We start from the raw sequence: 22,069 nt of genomic DNA, 5'->3' as shown, positions 1-22,069 counted from the left end.
GCGGAAATCGTCGGCCATGATCACCGAAAGGTGATTAATAGCCATACGAAAATCGTCGTCCATGATCACCGAAGGTGATCGATAGCCATTACGGAAATCGGCGTTAAGAAATTATGAGTGAAATGCGTCGTTCCCGCAAGGCGGAACGGACGGCAAAAACTGTCCGAGCGAAGCGAGTTTTTTTGCCGTAGCATTGAATGAAATAATTTTAGACGATTTACGTTAGGCTGCCCTTTTGGTTCTTTTGGGCAAGCAAAAGAACAAGTACAAAATTTTAAGCCGGCGCGTTTTTGCCTGCCCCTTACGGGGGTACTTTTGCGCGGTCAAAAGTACATGAGAAAATTTACATCAAGGCAAAAGAACTATGACGAAGTCAATGTTCACTTTGATCTGTGCTCCGCCTTTACCACTGAATATATTCCTCCCCTCACCGTGAATTCACCCTTCACCTCCATCCACTTCGGCTTTAATACGCTCACCAGGTCTTCCAGAATCCTGTTCACAACGTTCTCGTAGAATATCCCTTCGTTCCTGTACGATTGCAGATAGTACTTCAGTGACTTCAGCTCCACACACTTCTTCTTCGCGATGTACGTTATCGTTATCATGCCAAAATCCGGCTGCCCGGTCTTCGGACATACAGAGGTGAACTCGTCCGCGTGATGCTCGATAATATAATCCCTTCCCGGAAATGAATTATCGAACACCTCCAATAGCTTCACCTTATTTTCATCCGTCTTCTTCACATCAAATTTCTTCATGAAATGCTTTTTTAATTATTAAAAATCTAACCCAAAATCGCCGAAGGCGGTTCCTTACGGCATTATGAAATCGTTTGACTAATTATTACAAAAGTTAATTCCTTCTAATCCCGGCCATCGCGGAAATCGTCGTCCCTCCGACTCGTCGGAGGGTAAAATTGTGAGGCTTTTTGCGCTCCCGACGAAGTCGGGATGGGAAAATATTGTTTGAGCAATAGTGAACCTGATATTTAAGACTGCATTTAACCGCGAGTTTATTTTCCCGAGCAAAAAACGGAACAATTGTTAGACGTATTTACGCCTGGCCTTGATCTTTTGGTTCTTTTGCATCAAGGCAAAAGAACTATGACGAAGTCAAATGTTTTCATTAAGCCGTGCCTTTTTGCCTGCCCCTACGGGGGTACTTTTGTGGCAAGACAAAAGTACGTAAAAAATTTTCTTTGTGTTCTTTTGGGCAAGCAAAAGAACAAATACAAAATAACTAATATACAAAATCCTTCCCTATATCCTTAAACGCCACTCCCTGCATATCCTTCTCCGAAATGTTCTCCGCCTCCACGCGCCAGTCTATCCTGAGATCCGGATCATTATACATTATACTCCGCTCGCTTTCCTTATTATAGTATGCTGTACACTTATAAAGGAATATCGCCTCATCCGACAAAACACTAAATCCATGCGCGAACCCCGGTGGTATCCATATCTGCATATGATTATCCTCGGTCAGCTCTGCCTCGGCATACTCACCATATGTCGGTGACCCGTGCCTTATGTCCGCTGCCACGTCCAGTACTCGCCCCTTTACCACCTGGCACAGCTTCCCTTGCGCGTACTCCCCCACCTGGTAATGTAATCCCCGTATCGTACCCCGCTTCGACTTACTCACATTATCCTGCACGAAGCTCACGTCCACACCCTCCTGCACATACCGCTCCTCATTATACGACTCGAAAAAAAATCCCCGCTCATCCGGAAATATCCGCGGCTCGATCAGCAGGACGCCCGCTAGGTTTGTTTTCGTTACCTTCACGCGCTGGCCTCCGCGAGGAATTTAGTGAGGTAGGTGCGGTAGAGGGACGCGGGCATCGCGTGGACGAGCCGATCGAGCTCCTCGTGCGAGATATAGCCGCGCGCGTAGGCAATTTCCTCTATGCAGGCCACCTTCAGGCCCTGGCGGTCCTCGATGACACCGAAGAAATTCGATGCCTGGAGGAGCGCCTCGGGTGTACCGGTATCCAGCCACGCGACCCCGCGTCCGATCTTTTCTACGTAGAGTTTTTCGCGGGAGAGGTAATCTTTATTTACGTCGGTGATCTCGAGCTCGCCGCGGGCGGAGGGTTCCATATTTTTTGCTATGCCGACAACGTCATTGTTGTAAATGTATAGTCCGGGGACAGCGTAATTGGATCTTGGCGCTTTGGGTTTTTCTTCGATGGAGATGGCTTTGCCGGATTTATCGAATTCTACTATTCCGTAGCGCTCCGGGTCATTGACGCGGTAACCAAAGATCGTCGCGCCGTCGTTATTCTCCAAACCGTTATAGAAGAAGGAGAGATTACCGTAGAAGATATTATCGCCGAGTATGAGTGTAACACTGTCATTGCCGATAAATTTTTCGCCGATGATAAAGGCTTCGGCTATTCCGTTAGGCGCGGGCTGTAAGGCGTACTCGATATTGATGCCGAGGTGTTTGCCGTCGCCGAAGAGTTTTTCGTAGAGCGGAATCGTTTCTTCGTTAGAAATTATGAGTATGTCACGGATGCGTCCGAGCATTAGTATAGAGAGCGGATAGTAAATGAGCGGTTTGTCATAGATGAGCGTGAGCTGTTTGCTGTAAACCTTTGAGACGGGGTACATCCGGCTCCCCGCACCGCCCGCAAGAATAATTCCCTTCATTAAAAAATCCCTTCTATGCCCCACTTTTATAGCCGAGGCACGTTTTTACTTTTGAAATTTTAAATCGTGTTGGTTATCTTTTATTAAATTAAACCCCGAAGCAATGAAAACCACAATTTTAATTACCGCCCTGACCTTTTTTATCTCGCTGACCGCATTTACAAGTTCATACGCCGATAACGAACCTCCTGTTAATCCAAAGACATACACAAAACAGGATATTGAAAAAATAGCGGAAAAATTTCTTAATAATAATCTAAAAATCAATGAACCGGCGATAGTGGACGTGGATGGTGATAATGTGTTCGATATTCTGAATTTCAGCTCAGAGGGTAACGTGGAATTCTACAGGAATACGGGAAGTAATGAGGCGCCGGTCTTTGTGCTGGAGGATAAGGAGTATGGTGACGTGGGGACGTACAATACATTCTTCGACGGGATGCCCGTGCCGGTCTTTTTCGCGGACGCGGATGGTGATAATGACCTGGATGTTTTTGCGGTGATGGGTAAGACGTTCGATAAGAAGACGAACACAACGAATTACGAGGTGCAGAAGCTGGAGAATTCAATGTTCCTGGATCATTATACTTTGATAACGATAATACTGGTGCTGGTGATAGTGGTATTGTTGATAGCGATTTTGTAAGGAATAAAGATCTGCCACTGAGGCACAAAGGACACTGAGAAAAGATTTTATTAAGGCGGCGCAAGCCGCCTTTTTTGTTTATATAACCCCCCTTAGTCCCCCTCTACGAGGTCGTAGACCCTTTGTAAAATGGGGGATAGTCCCAATAAGAAAACTAGTTTTAAAGACGGTCTGTGACCGCCTTTTTTTGGTAGAGTCCACCCTGTATCACAATAATCTTTATTGAAAATCCAAAACATAAACAGTATTTTCAAAAAATTGTAATCCATACTATAAAATGTCATTTGAATCCGCATTTGAACAAGTAAAACAATTAGTTGAGGATTTCAAAACTCACGAAAAACAATACCTTTCTCCTGAATATTCCGAAGCACAAGTTAGAAAAGATTTTATTGATAAATTTTTTATAGCACTTGGGTGGGATGTAAATCACGATATTCAAAAAAATCCTTATGAGCAAGAAGTAAAAGTAGAGAAAAATGTAAAGGTTGGAACAGCTCAAAAAAAGGCTGATTATTCTTTCAGCTTATCACCAAACTTCACTGATTCTAAGTTTTATGTAGAAGCAAAAAAACCATCTAAATCTCTAAAAAAAGCTGATGATTATTTTCAAGCAGTAAGATATGGGTGGAATTCACAACATTCCGTAGCAGTTCTAACTGACTTTGAAGAATTTCACATAATTGACTCACGTTTTAAACCAGATGTTAAAACATCTATTGATAGATGTATTCAGCAGTACCACTACTCCCAATATACTATTGAAGAAAAATTTAGAAAAATCTACCACCTATTCTCCCGAGAGGATGTATCAAAAGGGTCACTCGACAGATTTGCTGATCTGTATATGCCTAAACCTAAGAAAAATTTTCAAAAGGGATTATTTAAAGGTGGTTTCCAACAGGTTGATGATTCATTTCTAAAAGAATTAGATGAAATTAGGGAAGTACTTGCCCGAGCTATAAAGAAATCAAATCCATCCTTTACAGGCGAAGTTTTAACAGAGACAGTGCAGAGAATAATTGACAGACTTGTATTCATTAGATTTTTGGAGGATAAACTTATAGAACCAGAACATATTATAGATGGACTAGGAAGCAAAGGAGATTTATGGAAGGAATTTATTTCAGAAAGTAGAAAGCTTGATACTAAATATAATGGATTAGTTTTTAAAAAACATTTAATAGATGAATTAGATTTCAAACCTCCTGCTTACAAAATCTTTGAAGATATTTGTAATGATTTATCCCATGTAAATTCTCCATACAATTTCGCTCAAATTCCTATTCACATATTAGGTTCAATTTATGAAAGATTCCTTGGAAAAGTTGTTAGCTCGACAAGTAAAATGGCAACGATTGAGGAAAAACCTGAAGTACGCAAGTCAGGTGGTGTATATTATACACCTCAATATATAGTTGATTACATAGTTCAAAATACTATAAAGGAATTTATAGAAGGAAAGAGCCCCAACGAAATATCAAAAATGAGTTTCGCAGATATTTCCTGCGGAAGTGGATCATTCCTTATAACTGTTTTTGATACTTTAATTAGATACCACGGGAAATGGTTTAATAATCATCCTGATGAAGCAAAAAAAGCGGGATGCAAGTATAATGATGAAAAAGGTACTTATGGGCTTAGATTACACCAAAAGCAACAAATACTTTTAAATAATATTTATGGAGTCGATATCGATTATCAGGCAGTAGAAGTAACACAGCTTTCACTATTCCTTAAATTATTAGAAGATGAGACTATGGCATCTGCTGATGAACAATTAGTTATGATGAAGGAAAAACTATTACCAGATTTAAGTCGAAATATTATTTGTGGGAATTCCCTTATTGGAACTGATATTTACGAGGGAAATCTATTCCCAACTGAGGAAGAAAAAAAAATAAACGCTATGAATTTTGAGGATAGGTTTCCGGATATTATGAAAAAGGGTGGATTTGACGTTGTTCTTGGTAATCCGCCTTGGGGTCAGAAGGCTGTCAAATTTTCAAATATTGAAAAGCAATACTTACTGAAAACGTACCCATCCTCAATAATTGGTATTCTAGATTTCTTTAGATTTTTTATAGAGAAATCTACAAAGCTAATAAGACAAAGAGGATACTTCGGTTTGGTCCTTCCGGATATACTTCTTTTAAAACAATATGATTCTACGCGAAAATTAATTTTGGAACAACATAAAATAAAAAAAATAGATTACTGGGGAATGGTATTTGAAAGTGTAAACCTCGATGTAATTTCAATTATTTCAGAAATTAATTCAAACAATAAAACTAATTCGATAGAAGTATATATTCATAATGAAGACAAACCTGTTGAAAAGAAAATTCATCAAAGTTTGTTTCGAGAACTTGATGGATTTAAATTTAATTTATTCTTAGATGCAGAAACTAAAAATATCCTTGATAAATTTAAATTATATACGAAATTCGGAGATTTATTCATCATTAGAGAAGGAATCCATTCAGGAAATATAAGAGGAAAATTATTTATTCCAGAAAACATCAATCCATTTTGTAAAAGATTAATATTTGGAAGAGACGAAATAAAAAGATATTTTCTGAAATGGCAAGGGATGTGGGCAAACTACAAAAAAGAGTTGATTGACAAAGAAAAGGGAGAGTATGCTGGGCTAGGAAAGCCAGAGTATTTTGAAAATGATAAGATTGTTGTAAGACGAACCGGCGATTTTGTTTTGGCTAATATTGATACCGAAGGATATTATTTTAGTAATAATGTTTTTGTTTGCATCCCACAAGGGAAAGATATCGATTTATTTTATATATTGGGTATTTTAAACTCAAAATTAATGACCTGGTTTTACCGAAAAATACAACCTCGCAAAGGTAAGCTCTTCTCGGAATTAAAGATAAACCAATTAAGCCAGTTTCCAATAAAGATTTGTAGTGATAAAAATAAAATAGAAAGATTGACAAAGTTGGTTAAAGAAATAATTAAAACCAATAAATTACTATATGAATCTAAAATAGAAAAAGACAAGAACCTGTATGAAAGTAAGTTTAAAGCCCTAGATAACGAGATAAATAACCACGTATATTCAATTTACAAACTAAATAATCGAGAAATAAAATTAATTGAAAACTCTAACTAATATAAGAGAATTATCATGGCAAAAACTTTAATTGTTGAACGACATGCTTGGGAAACTGGTGGAGGTCAACAGCAACTTCAATTTGTACTTAGAGTAGCAAAAGCTTTCTTCCCAAACCACAGAAGGACTACTTACATAAATGTTAATGTTTTCCCACCTAACAAATTAGGATTCAAACCTTTTACTAAAAAAATTTCAATTTCTAAAGAGTATCCGAATGGTACTAGAAGGACCAATGGATTTTCTGAGATAGGATCTTTACTCCATAATACTTCAGCTTTTATCTTTTTTGAGGAAACTGGCACCAAAGGCAATTACAATGTTTGGTGGCAACTAGATAAAGCAATCGTTGCAGCAAAATATAAAAATTGGCATCAGGGAGTTAACAATCAAAACGGTAGAGGTAGATTATCTACGATTGTTTCTACAAAGGTTCCCAATCCTATTGTAAGGATATAGACACTTAAATGTAAAAAATAAAGATGGTATATTTTACGCTTTTTTCAAAGAAAAAAAGTATAGATACCCGCCCGAGGCAGGTTACGCGCATTAACAAGATTCTTCGCTCCGCTCTCCGAAGGAGTCCTTCGGACAGAATGACATTTAAGAAAAAAGTATAGATGCGTATATAACCTTTATATCCTATTTTTGGGGGATGGCATTTGCTATTTTGGGTGAGTTGGTAATTAATCATTTGGAGAGCATATGAGGAGTTTGAGTTTAAAGCCAGATTCAACCCACCCCTACACCCCTCTCCCGCATCAAGTGCGGGATAAACTAGGAGGGAATTCATAGTTATGACCAGAGAGGAAATCTTAGACATTTATTATACGTTGAAGCGGAACCTGGGGAGGAAGCCTTCGGGGGAGGAGTTTCACAGGATAACACGGGTGAAGAGGCGCGACGTGATAAAGGGCTTCCGCTCGTACGGGGAGCTGATGGAGGAGGCGGGAGACACACCTTACAAGTTTAAGTCGAGAGTGTACAGGGACGAGGATTATATGGAGACCCTGGGGGGATTTTTGCGGGAGACCGGGAGGAGACCGACACAGTCGGACTGGCTGTACAGGGAGCTGAAACCGATACAAAGCGCTTACACGAGGCGGTTCAAATGCAGGTGGGCGGAGATGTGCAATGTCTTCTACGCGTGGGCTGAGGGTAAGCCGGAGTGGGCGGACGTGCGGGAGGTGATCGAGAGGAAGGGACTGCTGACGGAGGCCGAACGAAGGGAGAGGAAACCGGAGATGGCGGAGAGCGAGGGTCTTTATATGTCGGTTCCGCCGTCGGTGTCGGGGCTGATAGAGCTGGCTTACGGGAACGGGCAGGCGCTGGCATTCGAGAGGAAGTGCGCGGAGGCATTCGGGATGCTGGGTTACGAGGTGCGGGCTTACGGTCAGGGCAAGGGGCGCATGCCGGACGGGGTCGCGGAGGACCCGATAAGTAAGTACGCGGTCATCTACGACGCTAAGTCGCGGAAGAGCCGTTACACACCGGGTACGGATGACAGGCGGGTGTGCGAGTACATACGCGAGCAGAGGAAGGTGCTGACGGGACGGGGCTTCGACATGGTGTATTTTCTTACGGTGTCGTCGGAATTCGGGCTGATACCTCCGGCGTGGATATTCAGGGTGCAGTCGGAGACGGGGTGTCCCCCGTCATTTATCACGGCGGAGAATATGCTGAGGCTGATCGCGATGAAAATAAGGAACCCGCGTACGGTGGATACGGGTGCGATGAAGAGATTGTTCGTGAACGCGGGAGAGATAAGGGAGAAGGATGTGAAGGGAGTTGTTTAGGCAATGACACAACCCGGCGAAAAGCCGAAGAAGAAAGAAAGAAATGTTTATGTTCTTTTGCCTTGATGCAAAAGAACCAAAAAATCAAGGCTCGGGTGTAAATTGTCTAACAATTGTTACGTTTTTTGCTCGGAAAAATAAACTCACTTCGCTTCGCTCGTTCAAACAGAATTTTTCCGCACTCTGCAATACAGAGTGACGCAAAAAGCCTCACAATTTTACTTCCTCCCGGCAAGCCGGGATCCAGCCGACAATTTACACACGGCCGAAAGAACCACGCTCTAAGAGTCATCTTCCTGAATAGTCATAGACCGCAAAAAGATATTTTGGGCATAAAAAAACCCTCTTTGTAAGAGGGCTTTTTTAGTAAGACTTGTTTAAGGAGCTTTACGCACGCTGAACGTTTACAGCAGCAGGTCCTTTTTCGGAATTCTCTACATCGAATGTAACTTCGTCACCTACTTCGAGGTCGCTGAAGTTTACATCGACGAGCTTGCTGGCGTGAAAGAAAATGTCCTTGTCGGAATTTTCCGCAGCGATGAAGCCGAAATTTTTGTCGGTCAATCTCTTGATCGTACTTTTCATTAAACTTGTGTTAAAATGTATAAAAATTTTTAAATTCGTAAGAGTTGTATATGCGGAGGTAAAATTTAGACGCTCACTACACTATTTAACTAATACTGGTACAAAAATAACTATAATAATTGAAAAAAACCAAGCAAAAAAATAAGGGCTATACCACTAATTAACACAAATTAATGCGAATTTTAAAACTATTTAACCACGGAGACACTGAGAAAACGAAGGAAAGGAATTATGTTCTTTTGCCTTGATGCAAAAGAACCAAAAAATCAAGGCTCGGGGTGTAAATTGTCTAACAATTGCTGCGTTTTTTGCTCGGGAAAATAAACTCACTCCCCCGAATCCTCGGGGTCGTTCAGACAGAATTTTCCCGCACTCTGCAGAGCATAGTGGCGCAAAAAGCCTCACAATTTTACTTCCTCCCGGCAAGCCGGGATCCAGCCGACAACTTACACACGGCCGAAATGAAAAAGACAAGGAATGACATTTAATAACCAAGGAGGTCTTCGATGGCTTTTTCGACGCGGGGAACGCCGGGAAGCATTTCTTTTTCGAGTCCCATGTTGAGCGGGACGGCGGGGACATTAACGGAGCCGACGAACTGTACTGGAGCGTCGAGTGATTGGAAGCACTCGCGGGATATCCTTCCGGCAAGAGATTCAGCGAATGAGTTTAGTATCTGCTCTTCGGTAACGACAAGAGCTTTGCCGTGTTTTTTTACGGAAGCGTAGATGGCTTCTTCGTCGAGGGGATTTAGGGTGCGGAGATCCAGGACTTCGACCTGCCCGGGGAATTTTTTGGAGGCGTTGACCGCCCAGTGGACGCCCATACCGTAGGTAATCACGGTGACGGACTCCCCTCTTTCTACTTTAGAATCGTCGGCGGACTGGAAGACGCGGGCTTTTCCGAAGGGGATGACGTAATCTTCCGACGGCTCGGGACATTTCGCGAGATCGGTGCCGGGGACTTTGCTCCAGTAGAGTCCTTTGTGTTCGAACATCACGACGGGATTGGGATCGTACCACGCGGACTTCATGAGGCCTTTCATGTCGGCAGCATTGCTGGGATACGCGATCTTTATGCCTCGTATCGGGAGGAAGCTGGATTCGATACAATCGGAATGGTAAGGACCACCGCCGCCGTACGCACCGACAGGTATCCTTATCACACACGACACGGGAAATTTTCCGCACGAGAGGTAATGGGATTTTGAAATTTCCACGACGAGCTGATTCACACCCGCCCACGCGTAATCCGCGAACTGTATCTCGACGAAGGGACGCACACCGACCGCAGACATTCCGACCGTAGAGCCGACGATGTATGCTTCGGTGATAGGTGTATTAAAAACGCGGGCGTCACCGTATTTTTCTGCGAGAGTGGCGGCTTCACGAAAAACCCCGCCGAGTCTTCTGCCTACGTCCTGTCCATACAGGATGGCGTTGGGATTATCACGCATAATTTCATTCACGGCAAAGAGCGCGGCATCAACCATAACTACAGGGTCTTTGCCATCGGGCTTGCGTGTCCCCTTCTCTTCAGTAATAGGAGTAGGAGCAAACTCGTATTTGTATAATTCCTCGGGCGCAGGTTCAGGGGCATCAACCGCACGCTGGAAATCTGCAGCGGCTTTTTCCTCAGCTTCGTTTTCAATACGTGTGATGGTGGAAGCAGGAACGCCGGCTTTTTCGAGGAGTTTTTTCATTTTAGGAATCGGGTCGTCCTTCGCGTGCTTAGCCAAGTCAGAATCGGAACGGTACCACTCTTTGCGGACACCAGATGTATGGTGACCAAGGAGCGGGACTTTCGCATGGAGAAGCATGGGAGCGCGTTCCTCGCGAACATATTTCATCGCCGACGCAACCTTTCGGAAGGAGTCCTCGAAGTCGGAGCCATTAGCGCGCATGCGTTTCATTCCTTTGAAACCCGCGGCGTATTCATAAGCATCCATCGCAGACATCTCGTCACCGCTTGCGGAAATCGCCCAGTCATTATCTTGCACAAAGTATAGTATGGGAAGTTTTTTGAGGACAGCCATCTGGAACGCCTCGGCAACCTCGCCTTCCGTAATGGAGCCGTCTCCGAGAGAGCAAATCGCAATGGGGAGCTCACCTTTATAGTCACTCTTTCCGCTTGCGCTGCTTTTTGCCCAGTCGGCAAGCCTGGCAGACTGCAAATAAGATAATGCATGCGCCATACCGGTCGCGGGGATAACCTGCATACCTGTCGCGCTTGACTGGTGCGGAATGGTCGGGAATCCTTCGCGCCTAATCGCCGGGTGACCGTAGTAGCTTCTACCTCCCGTGAACGGGTCATCGGCTTTGGCAAGGAGCTGGAGCATGAGTTCATACGGCTCGAAGCCAAGACCGAGGAGCACGGATTCATCACGGTAATAGAGGCTGACAAAGTCTATAGGCAGTATCTGGAACGCAAGCGAAAGCTGTATGGCTTCATGTCCCGCAGATGTGGAGTGGACGTATTTGGTTATCTGGCGGTTCTCGTCGTAAATGCGAGCCATTGCACGCGCCGTACGCATGAGGCGGTAGGCTTTTTCGAGTGTATCTTTGTCTATAGAAACGGACATTAAGTCTTTAGGTTATTTTTGTTGGTGATAACACCAACAACGGCGCATCACCAAGAACGGCATAAGTAATGAAAATTTTGAATTAATCATGTAAGATAGGTTTTTTAGAGGTGGGAATAAATTCAATTTTCAGGGATAATACCCCGGTATAAAAAACGCGCCTTCAGGCGCGTTATAATCGTAGAAAATACCGAGACCGAATAGAAAATAATTCTCGTTCAAACGGTGGGTCTGGATCCCCGCTTTCGCGGGGATGACAAACTATACACTACAGGTAGAGGTCGCGGTTGTCCTCTATGTCGGCTCTTTCTTTTAGGTTAGTGAGCCAAGCCTGTACGACCTGCTGTTGTTTTTGCTGGTAAATCTGCGCGCGTATCTGCGGAGCCTGCGCAATATAAAGTTGTTCGTTAAACGGCGTCTTATTCAATACCTTCACAAAGTAATAGCCTTTGAGACCTTTTACAGGACCGGAAACCTGTCCGGGTTCCATACTAAAGACAGTATTGAGAAGGTTATAATCCATCCCGACATTCGGTGACGGCGCGGCATAAGTCATGCTGTCAATGGTTTCAAACGCCACCTCTTTATTTGCCTCGGCAACAGCGGAGAAATTACCGCCCTGAACCTGAGAAGCCAGCGCATCGGCTTTAGCTTTAAGAATATTATATTTATTCTCAAGTATCACCTTAGGCATAATAAGAGTCTGTTTTATTTCATCGAAGTTCTTATATCCCGCGGGTATCTTTTCAGTGATCTGCATAACGGCATATCCGCCCTGTACCTTTACGGGAGAATGCGCTTTACCGGGGTCATTGTCAAAACCAAATTTAACAAGGCTTGTATTACCGGGCGCGATAGGCACGGAACCGTTTTTGAATACGTCACCGGAATTTGTGACAGGGAATTTATATTCGACTGCGAGCGAATCGAGCGTCTTGCCGTCCTTAGTTTTATTATATATCTCTTCTGCTTTAACCTTCGCGATCTGTTTTGTCGTTGGACCAGGTTTTATCGATTCTTTTATTTCAGAAAACTTAAATTCTTTATTAGTCTTATCTTCAATCTTGATTATGTGATAGCCGAACTGCGTCTTTATAGGACCGACTACAGAACCAACCGGATTATTGAACGAGGCATCTTCGAACTCTTTCACCATAGCGCCTTTTGTAAACCAACCGAGATTACCGCGATTTTGTTTAGCGCTTGGGTCTTCAGAAAGCTGGAATGCCAGTTCACCAAAGTCGGAACCATCATTAATTTTTTTCAACAGCTCATCGGCTTTTTGCTTTGCCGCGGCAGTGTCGGTACCAAAGTTTATAAGTATGTGAGAAGCTTTTACGTATGTATCTTCCCCGTCCTTAGATTCGATCAATTTAACAATCTTGAAACCGTCTTCATCTTTAATTACGTCCGAAACGTCGCCATTTTGCGCGCCCATGAGGAACTTCATTGCACCGCTTTTGATAGCGTTAGGCTTTTGGAAATCCGCAACGTATTTAGTTTCGGAGTTGTTATTTACAAACTCGATGAAAGATGAATCAGCGGGATCGAGAGTCTTAAACTCGGTAAGGAGAGCCTTAATGCGGTTCTCAGTATCAATAGAGTCCTGCGCGGAAGGAGTCTCCGGCACTATAAGATAATTGAAGCGGACGGCTTCCTGCTGAGTGAAATCTGATTTATGCGCTTCGTAATAAGCTCTCATCTGTTCGTCAGTAACGTTATTGACCGACGGGTCGGTAACTCCGCTAACAGGTAGAAGCAGGTATTCGAAGCTAGCTTTTAAATTATCGTCTTTGTATTTCTGTAAAACTTCCTGTTCGCTAACGAGGATAGATGCCGTGATGACGTTTTGCAGTTTCTGAAGTTCGAGAGTTCTCCTGAGACCCTGCTCAACCTGGCTCCAGAACTGAACGACCTGAGGTTCTTTAGAAGCGAGCGCGGCCTGGTATGATTCGTAATTGAAAACTCCTGTGGAGTCCATAAAATACTGGCGAATATTTTCCGGGAGTGTTTCAGGTCTTTTGTATATCCAATCGAGAACTTCCTGATCGTTCACTTTGATGCCAAGCTTTTTCATTTCCTGGTTAAGGAGAATATTCTGCACCATTTCATCCCACACTTGTGTCCTGATCTGTTCCATCGTGGCATCGTCTATATCCGCTGTAGGATTATTAGCTCTGATCTGTTGTATCCTTGACTGCACAGCCTGTTCAAAATCCGCGGCAGTAATTTCTTCTCCGTTGACCTTTGCAAAAACGTTACCGCCTTTGCTCATTCCCATATATTCCATACCCCATTCAAAAACAATGGTAGCAAGGAAGGCAACAATAAGTATAATAATGATGAGGGGCATTTTATCCCTCATTTTATTCATTATACCGGTACTATGATGATATCTATTTCTATTCGCCATTTAAGTTGTTTATACTTCTGTGAAAACCGTAATTAAATTGAATAATTAAACAAATCAAACATGAAACCTACCTGTTTTAATCAGTAAAATCAATGACATAAACCCTCTATCCAGTAACAGACTCGCCTTTATGCAGCAATATCAAATTATCTTAAGCTTAACTCGTAAATAGCACTGTAACCGAAAGCAGGAATATTCTCGTCCAGAATTGCTTAATCTAGATTCCCGCTTTCGCGGGAATGACAAACTAAGTCTTCAGCAAATTATCGACATAAGTGTATGGGTCATTATTCCTCTCGTAAATAGAGGGAAGATTCTTCTTTAGGTCCTCAGTATGGGCAGAATTCCAGAAAGTGGTCTGCAGACGGTCGTTTACCAGCTCGTTTATCTTTTTAACGAGGTTAGAGGTTCGTTTTTTTCGAAGGAACCCGCTTTCCTCGAGGTGATTTGTATGGCGCATAATTTCCTCGAGCAGTTCTGTGATGCCCTCGTTTTTGATGCTCGCCGTATTTAACACTTTGATCTCCCAGTTATCTTCGGACGGGGGTTTCAGGTGAATGATATTTCTAATCGTGGTCGCAACACCCGCAGCACCTTCCCTATCGGATTTATTGACGACGAAAATATCGGCAATCTCCATAAGCCCTGCTTTCATAGCCTGCACCGCGTCGCCGGATTCGGGAACGAGAACGACAACGGTCGTATCGCAGGTCTGAGCGATGTCTAGTTCCGACTGACCCACGCCGACTGTTTCTATAAGAATAAAATCTTTTCCGGAGGCGTCGAGTATGTCGCATGCTTCGACGACGGATTTGCTGAGACCACCGAGACTGCCTCGTGTTGCCATAGAGCGAATAAATACCTCGGGAAGCAGTCCAACCTCCTGCATGCGTATCCTGTCACCAAGTAACGCTCCCCCTGTGAACGGGCTCGTCGGGTCGACGGCAATAATGCCGACCTTATGACCGCTGTCGATGAGCATTTTAGCGAGACAATTTGTAATTGAAGATTTTCCGGCGCCGGGAGGACCGGTTATACCAATGCGGTGAGCTTTGCCGGTGTATTTAAAAATGTCTTTTAGTAGTTCGGTACTGCCAGCTGAGCCGTCCTCAACAATGGAAATAGCACGCGAGATGGCGCGTTTGTCACCGTTTCTCAGATCATTAATAAATTGTTCGTTCACTTCCATTAGCTTTGTTTCTTTGCGTTTGCCAGCTCCCAGTTCCACGCAGTGCGGAGCATATCATCGAGATCTTTTTCGACTTTCCACCCGAGGACTTCATTAGCTTTTTTTGTATCGGAGTAGATACTGGTAATATCGCCGGCTCTTCGCGGACCTATCTTGTAATTCAGTTTTTCACCGGATACCCTCTCGAATGCCTGTATGACCTCCATAACGGAGGAGCCTTTTCCAGTGCCGAGATTGAAGACTTCAAACTTTTCCGTATTCTTGTTTTCGACGAGCCTGTCGAGAGCTTTTACGTGAGCTTTTGCCAGGTCGACGACGTGAATGTAGTCGCGGATATTAGTGCCGTCGGGCGTGTCATAGTCGTTTCCGTTCACGGTAAGTATCTCCCGTCTGCCGATGGCAGTCTGTGTAATATACGGGACGAGATTATCGGGGACGCCCGTAGGGAGTTCACCAATTAAAGCGGACTCATGAGCGCCGATGGGATTAAAGTAACGTAAGGTAATTGCTTTAAGGTCAGATACACGCGAGGTGTCTTTTAAAATCTGTTCGTTAACCTGTTTAGTGTAGCCGTATGGTGAAAATGCCTCTTTTATAGGAGAGTTTTCACTAACGGGAAGGTCAGAGGTCTCGCCATAAACCGTGCAGGAAGACGAAAAGACAAAGTTATTTATCCCGTGAGCATTTGTAAGTTTAACCAGGTTTATCGTTCCGCCGATATTATTGTGGTAATATTTTAGGGGATTAAGTACGGACTCGCCGACAGCTTTAAACGCGGCGAAGTGGATAACGGCTTCGATGTCTTTATTATTCTCGAAGAAGGCAGTCAGCGAAGCAAGGTCAGTAAGATCGATCTTTTCGAAAGCGGGGCGTATGCCGGTGATCTTTTCTATGCCGTCGAGAACTTCGATATTGGAATTAGAAAGATTGTCAATTATAATGACATCATAGCCGGCGTTTTGTAATTCAACCGCGGTATGCGAACCTATGTAACCCGTTCCACCTGTTACGAGAACTTTCATTAGCCGAGACTCCTGTGCCCGATATCTTTTCTGTAGTGCATACCGTCGAACTTTATTTTATCAACATTTTCATAGACAGTGGCGACAGCCTCAGCGAGCGAACTGCCTCGCGCGACAACGCTTAACACACGACCGCCGTTTGTAACGACCTGTTCTTTGTCAACACCATACTTCGTTCCTGCATGAAATACCAGCGTAGGTCCGTCCATATCGTCCAGACCTGTTATAACCTTTCCTTTTTCGTAGTCGTCCGGGTAGCCTCCCGATGCAATAACGACGCATGCGCATGAACCTCTTTCCGTTTCGAGCTTGTAATCCGCTATCTTTCCCTCAGCGGAAGCGAGAAGAAGTTTAAGGAAGTCGGATTTTATTATAGGGAGTAATGCCTGAGTTTCCGGATCGCCAAAACGGCAGTTAAACTCTATCACGTAGGGTTTTCTATCCTTATCAATCATCAGTCCAGCAAAGAGACAGCCTTTAAATTTAGATTTATCTTCGCTAAGAGCATACAGTGTCTTATCTATAATAATTTCTTTTACTTCCATGAGGAGCTCTTCATCGAGAAATTTATCAGCAGGGGCGTAAGCACCCATTCCGCCGGTATTTTTTCCTTCGTCGCCGTCGAATATCTTTTTATGATCCTGCGAGGACGGGAGGATAACATAATTTTCACCGTCTGTTATTGCAAAGACGGAAACCTCGTTGCCGGTAATGAACTCTTCAACAACAAAGCTCCAACCGGATTCTCCGAAGATGTTCTCTTCGGTAAAACTCTTTACGGTCGCCAGGGCTTCATCGAAGGACTCAGCAATGATAACACCTTTTCCGGCAGCAAGCCCGTCGGCTTTTATTACGACCGGGTAATTTATCGAGCGAAGATATGCTTCAGCTTCAGTGATATTATCTTTACCAAACGTTTCGAACGAAGCGGTAGGAATGCCGTGAGCCCTCATTAACTCCTTTGCATACTTTTTACTTGATTCGATGCGTGACGCGGACTTTGTGGGACCGAATATTTTTAAACCGTTCTTTGTAAATTCATCAACGATGCCCAGGGCAAGCGGAATTTCAGGACCGACGACAGTAAAATCAATCGAATTGTCCTTAGCAAAATCTACAAGAGCAGAAATGTCATCGGGTTTAATATTAATGGGTTCGGCAAAGCGGTCAATGCCGGGGCTTCCCAGTGTGCAGTACATTTTAGAACCGGAATCTCTAAAAGAAGGAGAAGTATAGATCCTCCAGGCAAGGGCATTTTCCCTTCCACCGTTACCTACAAGCAGGATATTCACTTTCAAAAGAATTTTGTTAAAGAATCAGATTTTATTCAATAGACAAGAGGTAGTTAAACTCAGTAGCAAGTTCCTCAGTCATTTTTTTCCTGTCGAACTGCGTGACAACCGCTTCATCCGGTTTTGGCAGTTCGCCTTTTTTGTATAATTCGTAATAGTCGAGAACGGCTTTTACGATCTCCGCGGAATCTTCATCCGGAATAAAAGTAATCGCGCCGTAGTTTTCGAGATATTTCTTTGTAACACCCTCGGGTATGCACGCAATTATCGGCTTTCTGCTTCCTATATACTCACCAACCTTTCCGGGCATGGCGGCATCTTCGTTTTCTCCCCTGCTGATGAGAAGGAAAAGAATATCGGACGACATGATGTAGCGCACACAATCAATGTGATTCAGGTAACCTGTAAGCACAACGTTATCCGCAATGCCATACTCTTTTATAAGCTTTCTATTCTCCTCAGTAACGTGCCCGATAAAACAAAATTCGATCTTGTCTTTCAGTTCAGGAAACTTATCGAAGAGAAGTTTTATAGCATCAAAGTAATACCCGGGGTCCCTGGTGTAGAAACTGCCGGAGTAAGTTATCCTCATGCGTTTAGGTTTTTCCATGGGCTCTCTCGAGGCGATCTCGAAGTCCTCGGTATCGTAACCGTGCGGGATTATCCGAACATCATTATACTCTATATTTCCGTAGCGTGCTATGATATATTCTTTAACTCTTCTATTCGTTGTAATGACCTTATTAGCGCCTCCGATAACGGATTTTTCGAGGCGGATATTCTTTAGCTTATGATAAGAAGTCGGGTAATAATTAAGCACCGGACTGTCTACCCATGCGTCGCGGTAATCGAGCACGAGAGGGATATTGTATCTCTTTTTGACTTCAAGCCCGATGAGGTGGTCCGTATATGGCGGAGCAGTCGAGTAAACAAGATCGAAGCCTCCGTAAGAATCCCATATCTCGTCAATCTTTTTCAGAGCTTTTTTCTTGAAACCAATCTTACTATCGGGGACAAAAATAAACTGCGATAAGGTGCTTCTCAGCTTACGGAATTTTTCCGCAGGGGCTTTGATCTGTATGTTCTTTGGATTGAACTTTTCCTTACCAGTTCTCTCGATAATGATGTTACTGCGCAGAGCTTCATCGAGAAGCGACTCATCGACGGCAAAGTATTTTTTAGGGCTGTCAGTAATGACAACCGGCTGCCAGCCGAACTGGGGCAGATACTTAGCAAACTTCAGCGTTCTCTGCACACCCCCCATGCCCATCGGTGGAAAATAATAGGAGATAATTAAAACCTTGTTCAAATACTACCTCATGCTAATTAATAAAACCTGCACTAAAGAACAACAAGGTCTTTAGTCGTTTTGTTTAATATCTCGCATCCGTCATCGGTTACCACAACGTCATCTTCGATCCTGACACCGCCCAGTCCTTCTACATATATACCGGGCTCAACAGTAACAACATTATTTACTTTAAGTTTGTACTTACTAAATTGATTTAATCTCGGGGCTTCATGCACGTCATATCCCAGTCCGTGCCCAAGCCCGTGTCCGAAATTATCACCGTAACCATTCTCACGAATAAAATCACGAGCAACTGCATCGACGGTTTTACAAACCATACCTGCTTTTATCGCTTCGACTGCTCTCCTCTGCGCTTCTTTTACTATTTCGTATATCCTTCTTTTATCGTCGGATATCTGTCCTATCGCGACCGTGCGGGTCATATCGGAATTAAAGCCTTTATACACGGTACCATAATCGAGTGTAAGCAGATCGCCGTATTGAATCACTCTATCTGTCGGATGAGCGTGAGGTAAAGCACTATTTTCACCGCCGGCTACGATGGGGTCGAAAGAATTCCTTTCTCCGCCAAGCTTCATCTGGAAATAAGTAATATCGGCGGCGAGGTCCTTTTCGGTAGTTTTCCCGGGGACGATAGCCGCAAGAATATGTTCGAAAGCTTTATCAGAGATCTCGATAGCTTTTTTCAGACAATCAAGCTCATATGGTTCCTTAATTGCGGAGACGGACTCTACCAGCCCGGCAACAGGAACGAATTTTGCTTTGTAATTTTCCTTAAGGTCGAGATACGCATTGTAATTGAGCGTTGTAGCTTCAAAGCCAATTTTTTTAAGCTTATTCTTTTTTATAAGCTTTTTCAGGAATTCAAATGAGCTTTGCTTAGAGATCATGACCTCATAATCAGAAGGAAGCCCGTCTTTGACGACCGTTTTGTAACGGAAGTCGGTAATAAAGTAAGCATTTTTCTTTGTTATGAGGACAACAGCGGCACTGCCTAGAAATCCCGTAAGGTATTTAATGCCGGTAAGATTAGTAACGAGGAGCGCATCAATCCCATGTTTTTTGAACGATTTCCTTATGCTTTCTATCCTGGTCATTTCGCGGTGATTTAAGGTATGTTTTTTCAAACAGCATTAAAATTACTCAATATAATAAGCAAATTCAATTCAAGATATTATTCAAAAGTAACAAGGGTTTAGGCACTAATCTAAACCCTTAATTACATTGACAATTCTAAGTATTTCAAGTAATTTAGCGTTTGTCATTTTTTCCGAAGCTACGGCTTTGGCAACAAATCTTGAAATAATTTAATATTTTCACGGAGTAGAATTTTGAAGAAAAATCTCTGGAGGATAGTTCTTACAGTATGCCTGATAGGAATATCAATATACTTTATATATCCCACCTATAAAGATTACCAATTAAGGAAAGATCTAAGTAAACTGACCGGACAGGACAGCATCCAGTTTTTGGATGATCATACACAGGATCTAAAAAGCTCCCAGGAGCACAGAATAAAGCTCGGACTCGACCTTAAGGGCGGAATGTACGTCGTACTGGACGTAGACATTATCAAGCTATTGAGCGACCTTGCTGTACGAAAGGACCAGCAGTTAGAAGATATATTGGCCGAGATGAGGAATACTAATATAGATTCCGATGAGCCGGTGGCTGAAGTATTACAGCAAAAGCTAAACGCAAAGGGACTTTCACTGAAATCATATTACGGAGAAATACAGGATACGGAAGATGAGATCAAAGGAAAGCTGGACCAGGAAATAGACGGCGCTATCGAAAGAGCTGTCGAAGTTGTAAGGAACAGGGTCGACCAATACGGTGTAGCCGAGCCACAGATACAAAAGGTTGGCGGTAACAGAATAATCGTCGAGCTTCCGGGTGTAAGTAATCCCGAAGACGTAAGGCAATTATTGCAGGGAACGGCATTGCTGGAATTTAAGCTGGTATATGATCCGCAGAAGACAGTCGAAGTCATGCAGAGGGTTAATGAATACCTTGCGAGCGATACGACACTTAATAAAGACGCTACAAACACCAATCCTCTTTCCGATATAAAGGTGAACGACTCCACAAAGAGCAGTCTAACCGATACGGTTACCAATAAGAAGACAACCGCCGGAAAGAATGATACCACAGGAAAGAAGCAGGACACAAAGACCAGCACAACACCGAAAGATACTACAAAGAAAACAGATACTACCAAGAAGACTACCGAAACAATAAAGAAAGATACTACTAAAGGAAAAGATACAACAAAGAGCAAAGATACCACTAAGAGCAGTGATACATCGAATAGTTCCGATACGGGTCAGACACAGGATACGACTCAAATGACACAGGAAGAGTTTATAAAGAAGAATCCGCTGTTCTTTACATTGGTGCAGATAAATCCGCAGTCAGGACAGGCAGACGGATACGTAACCGAAACAGACAGACCGAAAGTAGACAGGCTTTTAGCGAGAAAAGACGTCCAGGCATTAATTCCGCCGGACATGCAATTCCTATGGGCTAACCGCGAAGGAATTGGCGAGGGCGGTGTGAAGTTTTACACTTTGATAGCAGTAAAGAAAACCCCTGAGCTTACAGGTAAATCTATAGTAGATGCAGTAGCAACGATAGACCAGACAAGCAACTCCCCTGTCGTAAACATGAGAATGGACAGTGAGGGCGCAGGTTCATGGGCAAGAATAACAGGCGCTAACATAGATAAGAGAATAGCCATAGTACTCGATAACGTTGTATATTCCGCGCCGGTGGTAAGGAACAAGATCACGGGCGGTAATTCGGTCATCGAAGGTATGGGCAGCGTGCAGGAAGCTAACCTGCTGGCGATCGTACTTAAAGCGGGTGCATTACCGGCTCCGCTGAAGATAATCGAAGAAAGAACGATAGGACCATCACTCGGTGAAGACTCTATCAGAGCAGGAATAACATCATCCATTGCAGCGCTGTTACTGGTGGCGTTATTCATGATAGTATATTACAGGACGGGCGGATCGGTAGCGGACTTTGCACTGCTTATCAACGTGTTATTCGTACTTGGTATCATGGCTTCATTTAAAGCGACGCTGACACTGCCGGGTATCGCGGGTCTTATATTGACACTCGGTATGGCGGTTGATACGAACGTACTTATATTCGAGCGTATAAGGGAAGAGCTTGCAACAGGTAAGCCAATGAAGACGGCGGTAGAGATAGGTTATAAGAAAGCGTTCTCGGCTATTATAGACTCGCATATAACCAGTGTTATTACGGGTATCATACTGTACCAGTTCGGAACAGGTCCGATACAGGGATTTGCGATAACGCTGTTATTCGGTCTCGTAGCGAACCTATTCACAGCTATAGTGATAACGCACTTTATATTCGACATATTCCTTGAAAAGGGATGGACGTTCAGTTTTGGCACAGCCAAAAGCAAATAGAAA

General features: G+C 43.5%; 16 protein-coding genes. 5 read left to right on the top strand and 11 right to left on the bottom strand.

What is annotated here, in order from left to right:
- Nucleotides 1–380: 380 nt before the first annotated feature.
- The 3 genes from queF to rfbA all read right to left on the bottom strand — a co-directional run bounded on the left by queF (nucleotide 381) and on the right by rfbA (nucleotide 2,657).
- Nucleotides 381–761, bottom strand: coding sequence for an NADPH-dependent 7-cyano-7-deazaguanine reductase QueF (queF, locus tag H6614_04125; protein ID MCB9242834.1), 381 nt, complete (start codon nucleotides 759–761; stop codon nucleotides 381–383).
- A gap of 481 nt (nucleotides 762–1,242) precedes the next feature.
- Nucleotides 1,243–1,791, bottom strand: coding sequence for a dTDP-4-dehydrorhamnose 3,5-epimerase (gene rfbC, locus H6614_04120; protein ID MCB9242833.1), 549 nt, complete (start codon nucleotides 1,789–1,791; stop codon nucleotides 1,243–1,245).
- Complete coding sequence (gene rfbA, locus H6614_04115) at nucleotides 1,788–2,657, bottom strand: glucose-1-phosphate thymidylyltransferase RfbA (GenBank protein MCB9242832.1); 870 nt, start codon at nucleotides 2,655–2,657, stop codon at nucleotides 1,788–1,790. Before rfbA ends, rfbC begins: the two co-directional genes overlap by 4 nt.
- A 103-nt stretch (nucleotides 2,658–2,760) precedes the next feature.
- Here rfbA and H6614_04110 point away from each other — a divergent pair, with 103 nt between their 5' ends.
- From H6614_04110 to H6614_04095, 4 genes are all read left to right on the top strand, one after another.
- On the top strand, nucleotides 2,761–3,303 hold the full coding sequence (locus H6614_04110) for a VCBS repeat-containing protein (GenBank protein ID MCB9242831.1): 543 nt from the start codon (nucleotides 2,761–2,763) through the stop codon (nucleotides 3,301–3,303).
- A 277-nt stretch (nucleotides 3,304–3,580) separates the two neighbouring features.
- Nucleotides 3,581–6,433 (top strand): N-6 DNA methylase, encoded by a 2,853-nt coding sequence (locus H6614_04105; protein ID MCB9242830.1) that lies wholly within the window; start codon nucleotides 3,581–3,583, stop codon nucleotides 6,431–6,433.
- A 15-nt stretch (nucleotides 6,434–6,448) separates the two neighbouring features.
- Nucleotides 6,449–6,892, top strand: coding sequence for a hypothetical protein (locus H6614_04100; GenBank protein ID MCB9242829.1), 444 nt, complete (start codon nucleotides 6,449–6,451; stop codon nucleotides 6,890–6,892).
- A gap of 338 nt (nucleotides 6,893–7,230) precedes the next feature.
- Entirely contained in the window at nucleotides 7,231–8,229 is a 999-nt protein-coding gene (locus H6614_04095; GenBank protein MCB9242828.1) for a hypothetical protein, read from the top strand.
- A gap of 387 nt (nucleotides 8,230–8,616) precedes the next feature.
- On the opposite strand, the gene H6614_04090 is transcribed toward H6614_04095, so the two are convergent.
- From H6614_04090 to H6614_04055, 8 genes are all read right to left on the bottom strand, one after another.
- On the bottom strand, nucleotides 8,617–8,814 hold the full coding sequence (locus H6614_04090; GenBank protein MCB9242827.1) for a cold shock domain-containing protein: 198 nt from the start codon (nucleotides 8,812–8,814) through the stop codon (nucleotides 8,617–8,619).
- Between the two features lie 484 nt (nucleotides 8,815–9,298).
- Nucleotides 9,299–11,395, bottom strand: a complete 2,097-nt coding sequence (locus H6614_04085; protein ID MCB9242826.1) for a tungsten formylmethanofuran dehydrogenase — start codon at nucleotides 11,393–11,395, stop codon at nucleotides 9,299–9,301.
- Nucleotides 11,396–11,663: 268 nt separating this feature from the next.
- Nucleotides 11,664–13,808, bottom strand: a complete 2,145-nt coding sequence (locus H6614_04080; protein MCB9242825.1) for a peptidylprolyl isomerase — start codon at nucleotides 13,806–13,808, stop codon at nucleotides 11,664–11,666.
- Nucleotides 13,809–14,055: 247 nt separating this feature from the next.
- Nucleotides 14,056–14,997 carry a methylmalonyl Co-A mutase-associated GTPase MeaB gene (gene meaB / locus H6614_04075; protein ID MCB9242824.1) on the bottom strand — a complete coding sequence of 314 codons (942 nt, stop codon included), beginning with the start codon at nucleotides 14,995–14,997 and terminating at the stop codon, nucleotides 14,056–14,058.
- A complete protein-coding gene (gene galE, locus H6614_04070; protein MCB9242823.1) occupies nucleotides 14,997–16,019 on the bottom strand; it encodes a UDP-glucose 4-epimerase GalE in 1,023 nt (340 codons plus the stop codon). The genes meaB and galE overlap by 1 nt, the downstream gene beginning before the upstream one ends.
- The gene (gene purD, locus H6614_04065; GenBank protein MCB9242822.1) at nucleotides 16,019–17,311 is read right to left on the bottom strand and encodes a phosphoribosylamine--glycine ligase; all 1,293 of its coding nucleotides are present in this window, start codon (nucleotides 17,309–17,311) and stop codon (nucleotides 16,019–16,021) included. Before purD ends, galE begins: the two co-directional genes overlap by 1 nt.
- Nucleotides 17,312–17,342: 31 nt before the next feature.
- Nucleotides 17,343–18,620, bottom strand: a complete 1,278-nt coding sequence (locus H6614_04060) for a glycosyltransferase family 4 protein (protein MCB9242821.1) — start codon at nucleotides 18,618–18,620, stop codon at nucleotides 17,343–17,345.
- A gap of 32 nt (nucleotides 18,621–18,652) precedes the next feature.
- A complete protein-coding gene (locus H6614_04055; protein ID MCB9242820.1) occupies nucleotides 18,653–19,720 on the bottom strand; it encodes an aminopeptidase P family protein in 1,068 nt (355 codons plus the stop codon).
- Nucleotides 19,721–19,954: 234 nt separating this feature from the next.
- Here H6614_04055 and secD point away from each other — a divergent pair, with 234 nt between their 5' ends.
- Nucleotides 19,955–22,066 carry a protein translocase subunit SecD gene (gene secD / locus H6614_04050; protein ID MCB9242819.1) on the top strand — a complete coding sequence of 704 codons (2,112 nt, stop codon included), beginning with the start codon at nucleotides 19,955–19,957 and terminating at the stop codon, nucleotides 22,064–22,066.
- Nucleotides 22,067–22,069 lie beyond the last annotated feature (3 nt).

Source organism: Ignavibacteriales bacterium (assembly GCA_020635255.1).
Taxonomy (GTDB): Bacteria; Bacteroidota; Ignavibacteria; order Tepidaquicellales; family Tepidaquicellaceae; genus JAEYVS01.
The sequence above is the reverse complement of the archived record's forward strand: the minus strand, read 5'-3'. Positions and strand labels throughout refer to the sequence as shown.

Coding starts and splice junctions, on each gene's coding strand:
- H6614_04110 (MCB9242831.1), top strand. CDS start 2,761: ATGAAAACCACAATTTTAATTACCGCCCTGACCTTTTTTATCTCGCTG.
- queF (MCB9242834.1), bottom strand. CDS start 761: ATGAAGAAATTTGATGTGAAGAAGACGGATGAAAATAAGGTGAAGCTA.
- H6614_04100 (MCB9242829.1), top strand. CDS start 6,449: ATGGCAAAAACTTTAATTGTTGAACGACATGCTTGGGAAACTGGTGGA.
- H6614_04085 (MCB9242826.1), bottom strand. CDS start 11,395: ATGTCCGTTTCTATAGACAAAGATACACTCGAAAAAGCCTACCGCCTC.
- galE (MCB9242823.1), bottom strand. CDS start 16,019: ATGAAAGTTCTCGTAACAGGTGGAACGGGTTACATAGGTTCGCATACC.
- H6614_04090 (MCB9242827.1), bottom strand. CDS start 8,814: ATGAAAAGTACGATCAAGAGATTGACCGACAAAAATTTCGGCTTCATC.
- H6614_04055 (MCB9242820.1), bottom strand. CDS start 19,720: ATGACCAGGATAGAAAGCATAAGGAAATCGTTCAAAAAACATGGGATT.
- H6614_04095 (MCB9242828.1), top strand. CDS start 7,231: ATGACCAGAGAGGAAATCTTAGACATTTATTATACGTTGAAGCGGAAC.
- rfbA (MCB9242832.1), bottom strand. CDS start 2,657: ATGAAGGGAATTATTCTTGCGGGCGGTGCGGGGAGCCGGATGTACCCC.
- H6614_04105 (MCB9242830.1), top strand. CDS start 3,581: ATGTCATTTGAATCCGCATTTGAACAAGTAAAACAATTAGTTGAGGAT.
- meaB (MCB9242824.1), bottom strand. CDS start 14,997: ATGGAAGTGAACGAACAATTTATTAATGATCTGAGAAACGGTGACAAA.
- H6614_04080 (MCB9242825.1), bottom strand. CDS start 13,808: ATGGCGAATAGAAATAGATATCATCATAGTACCGGTATAATGAATAAA.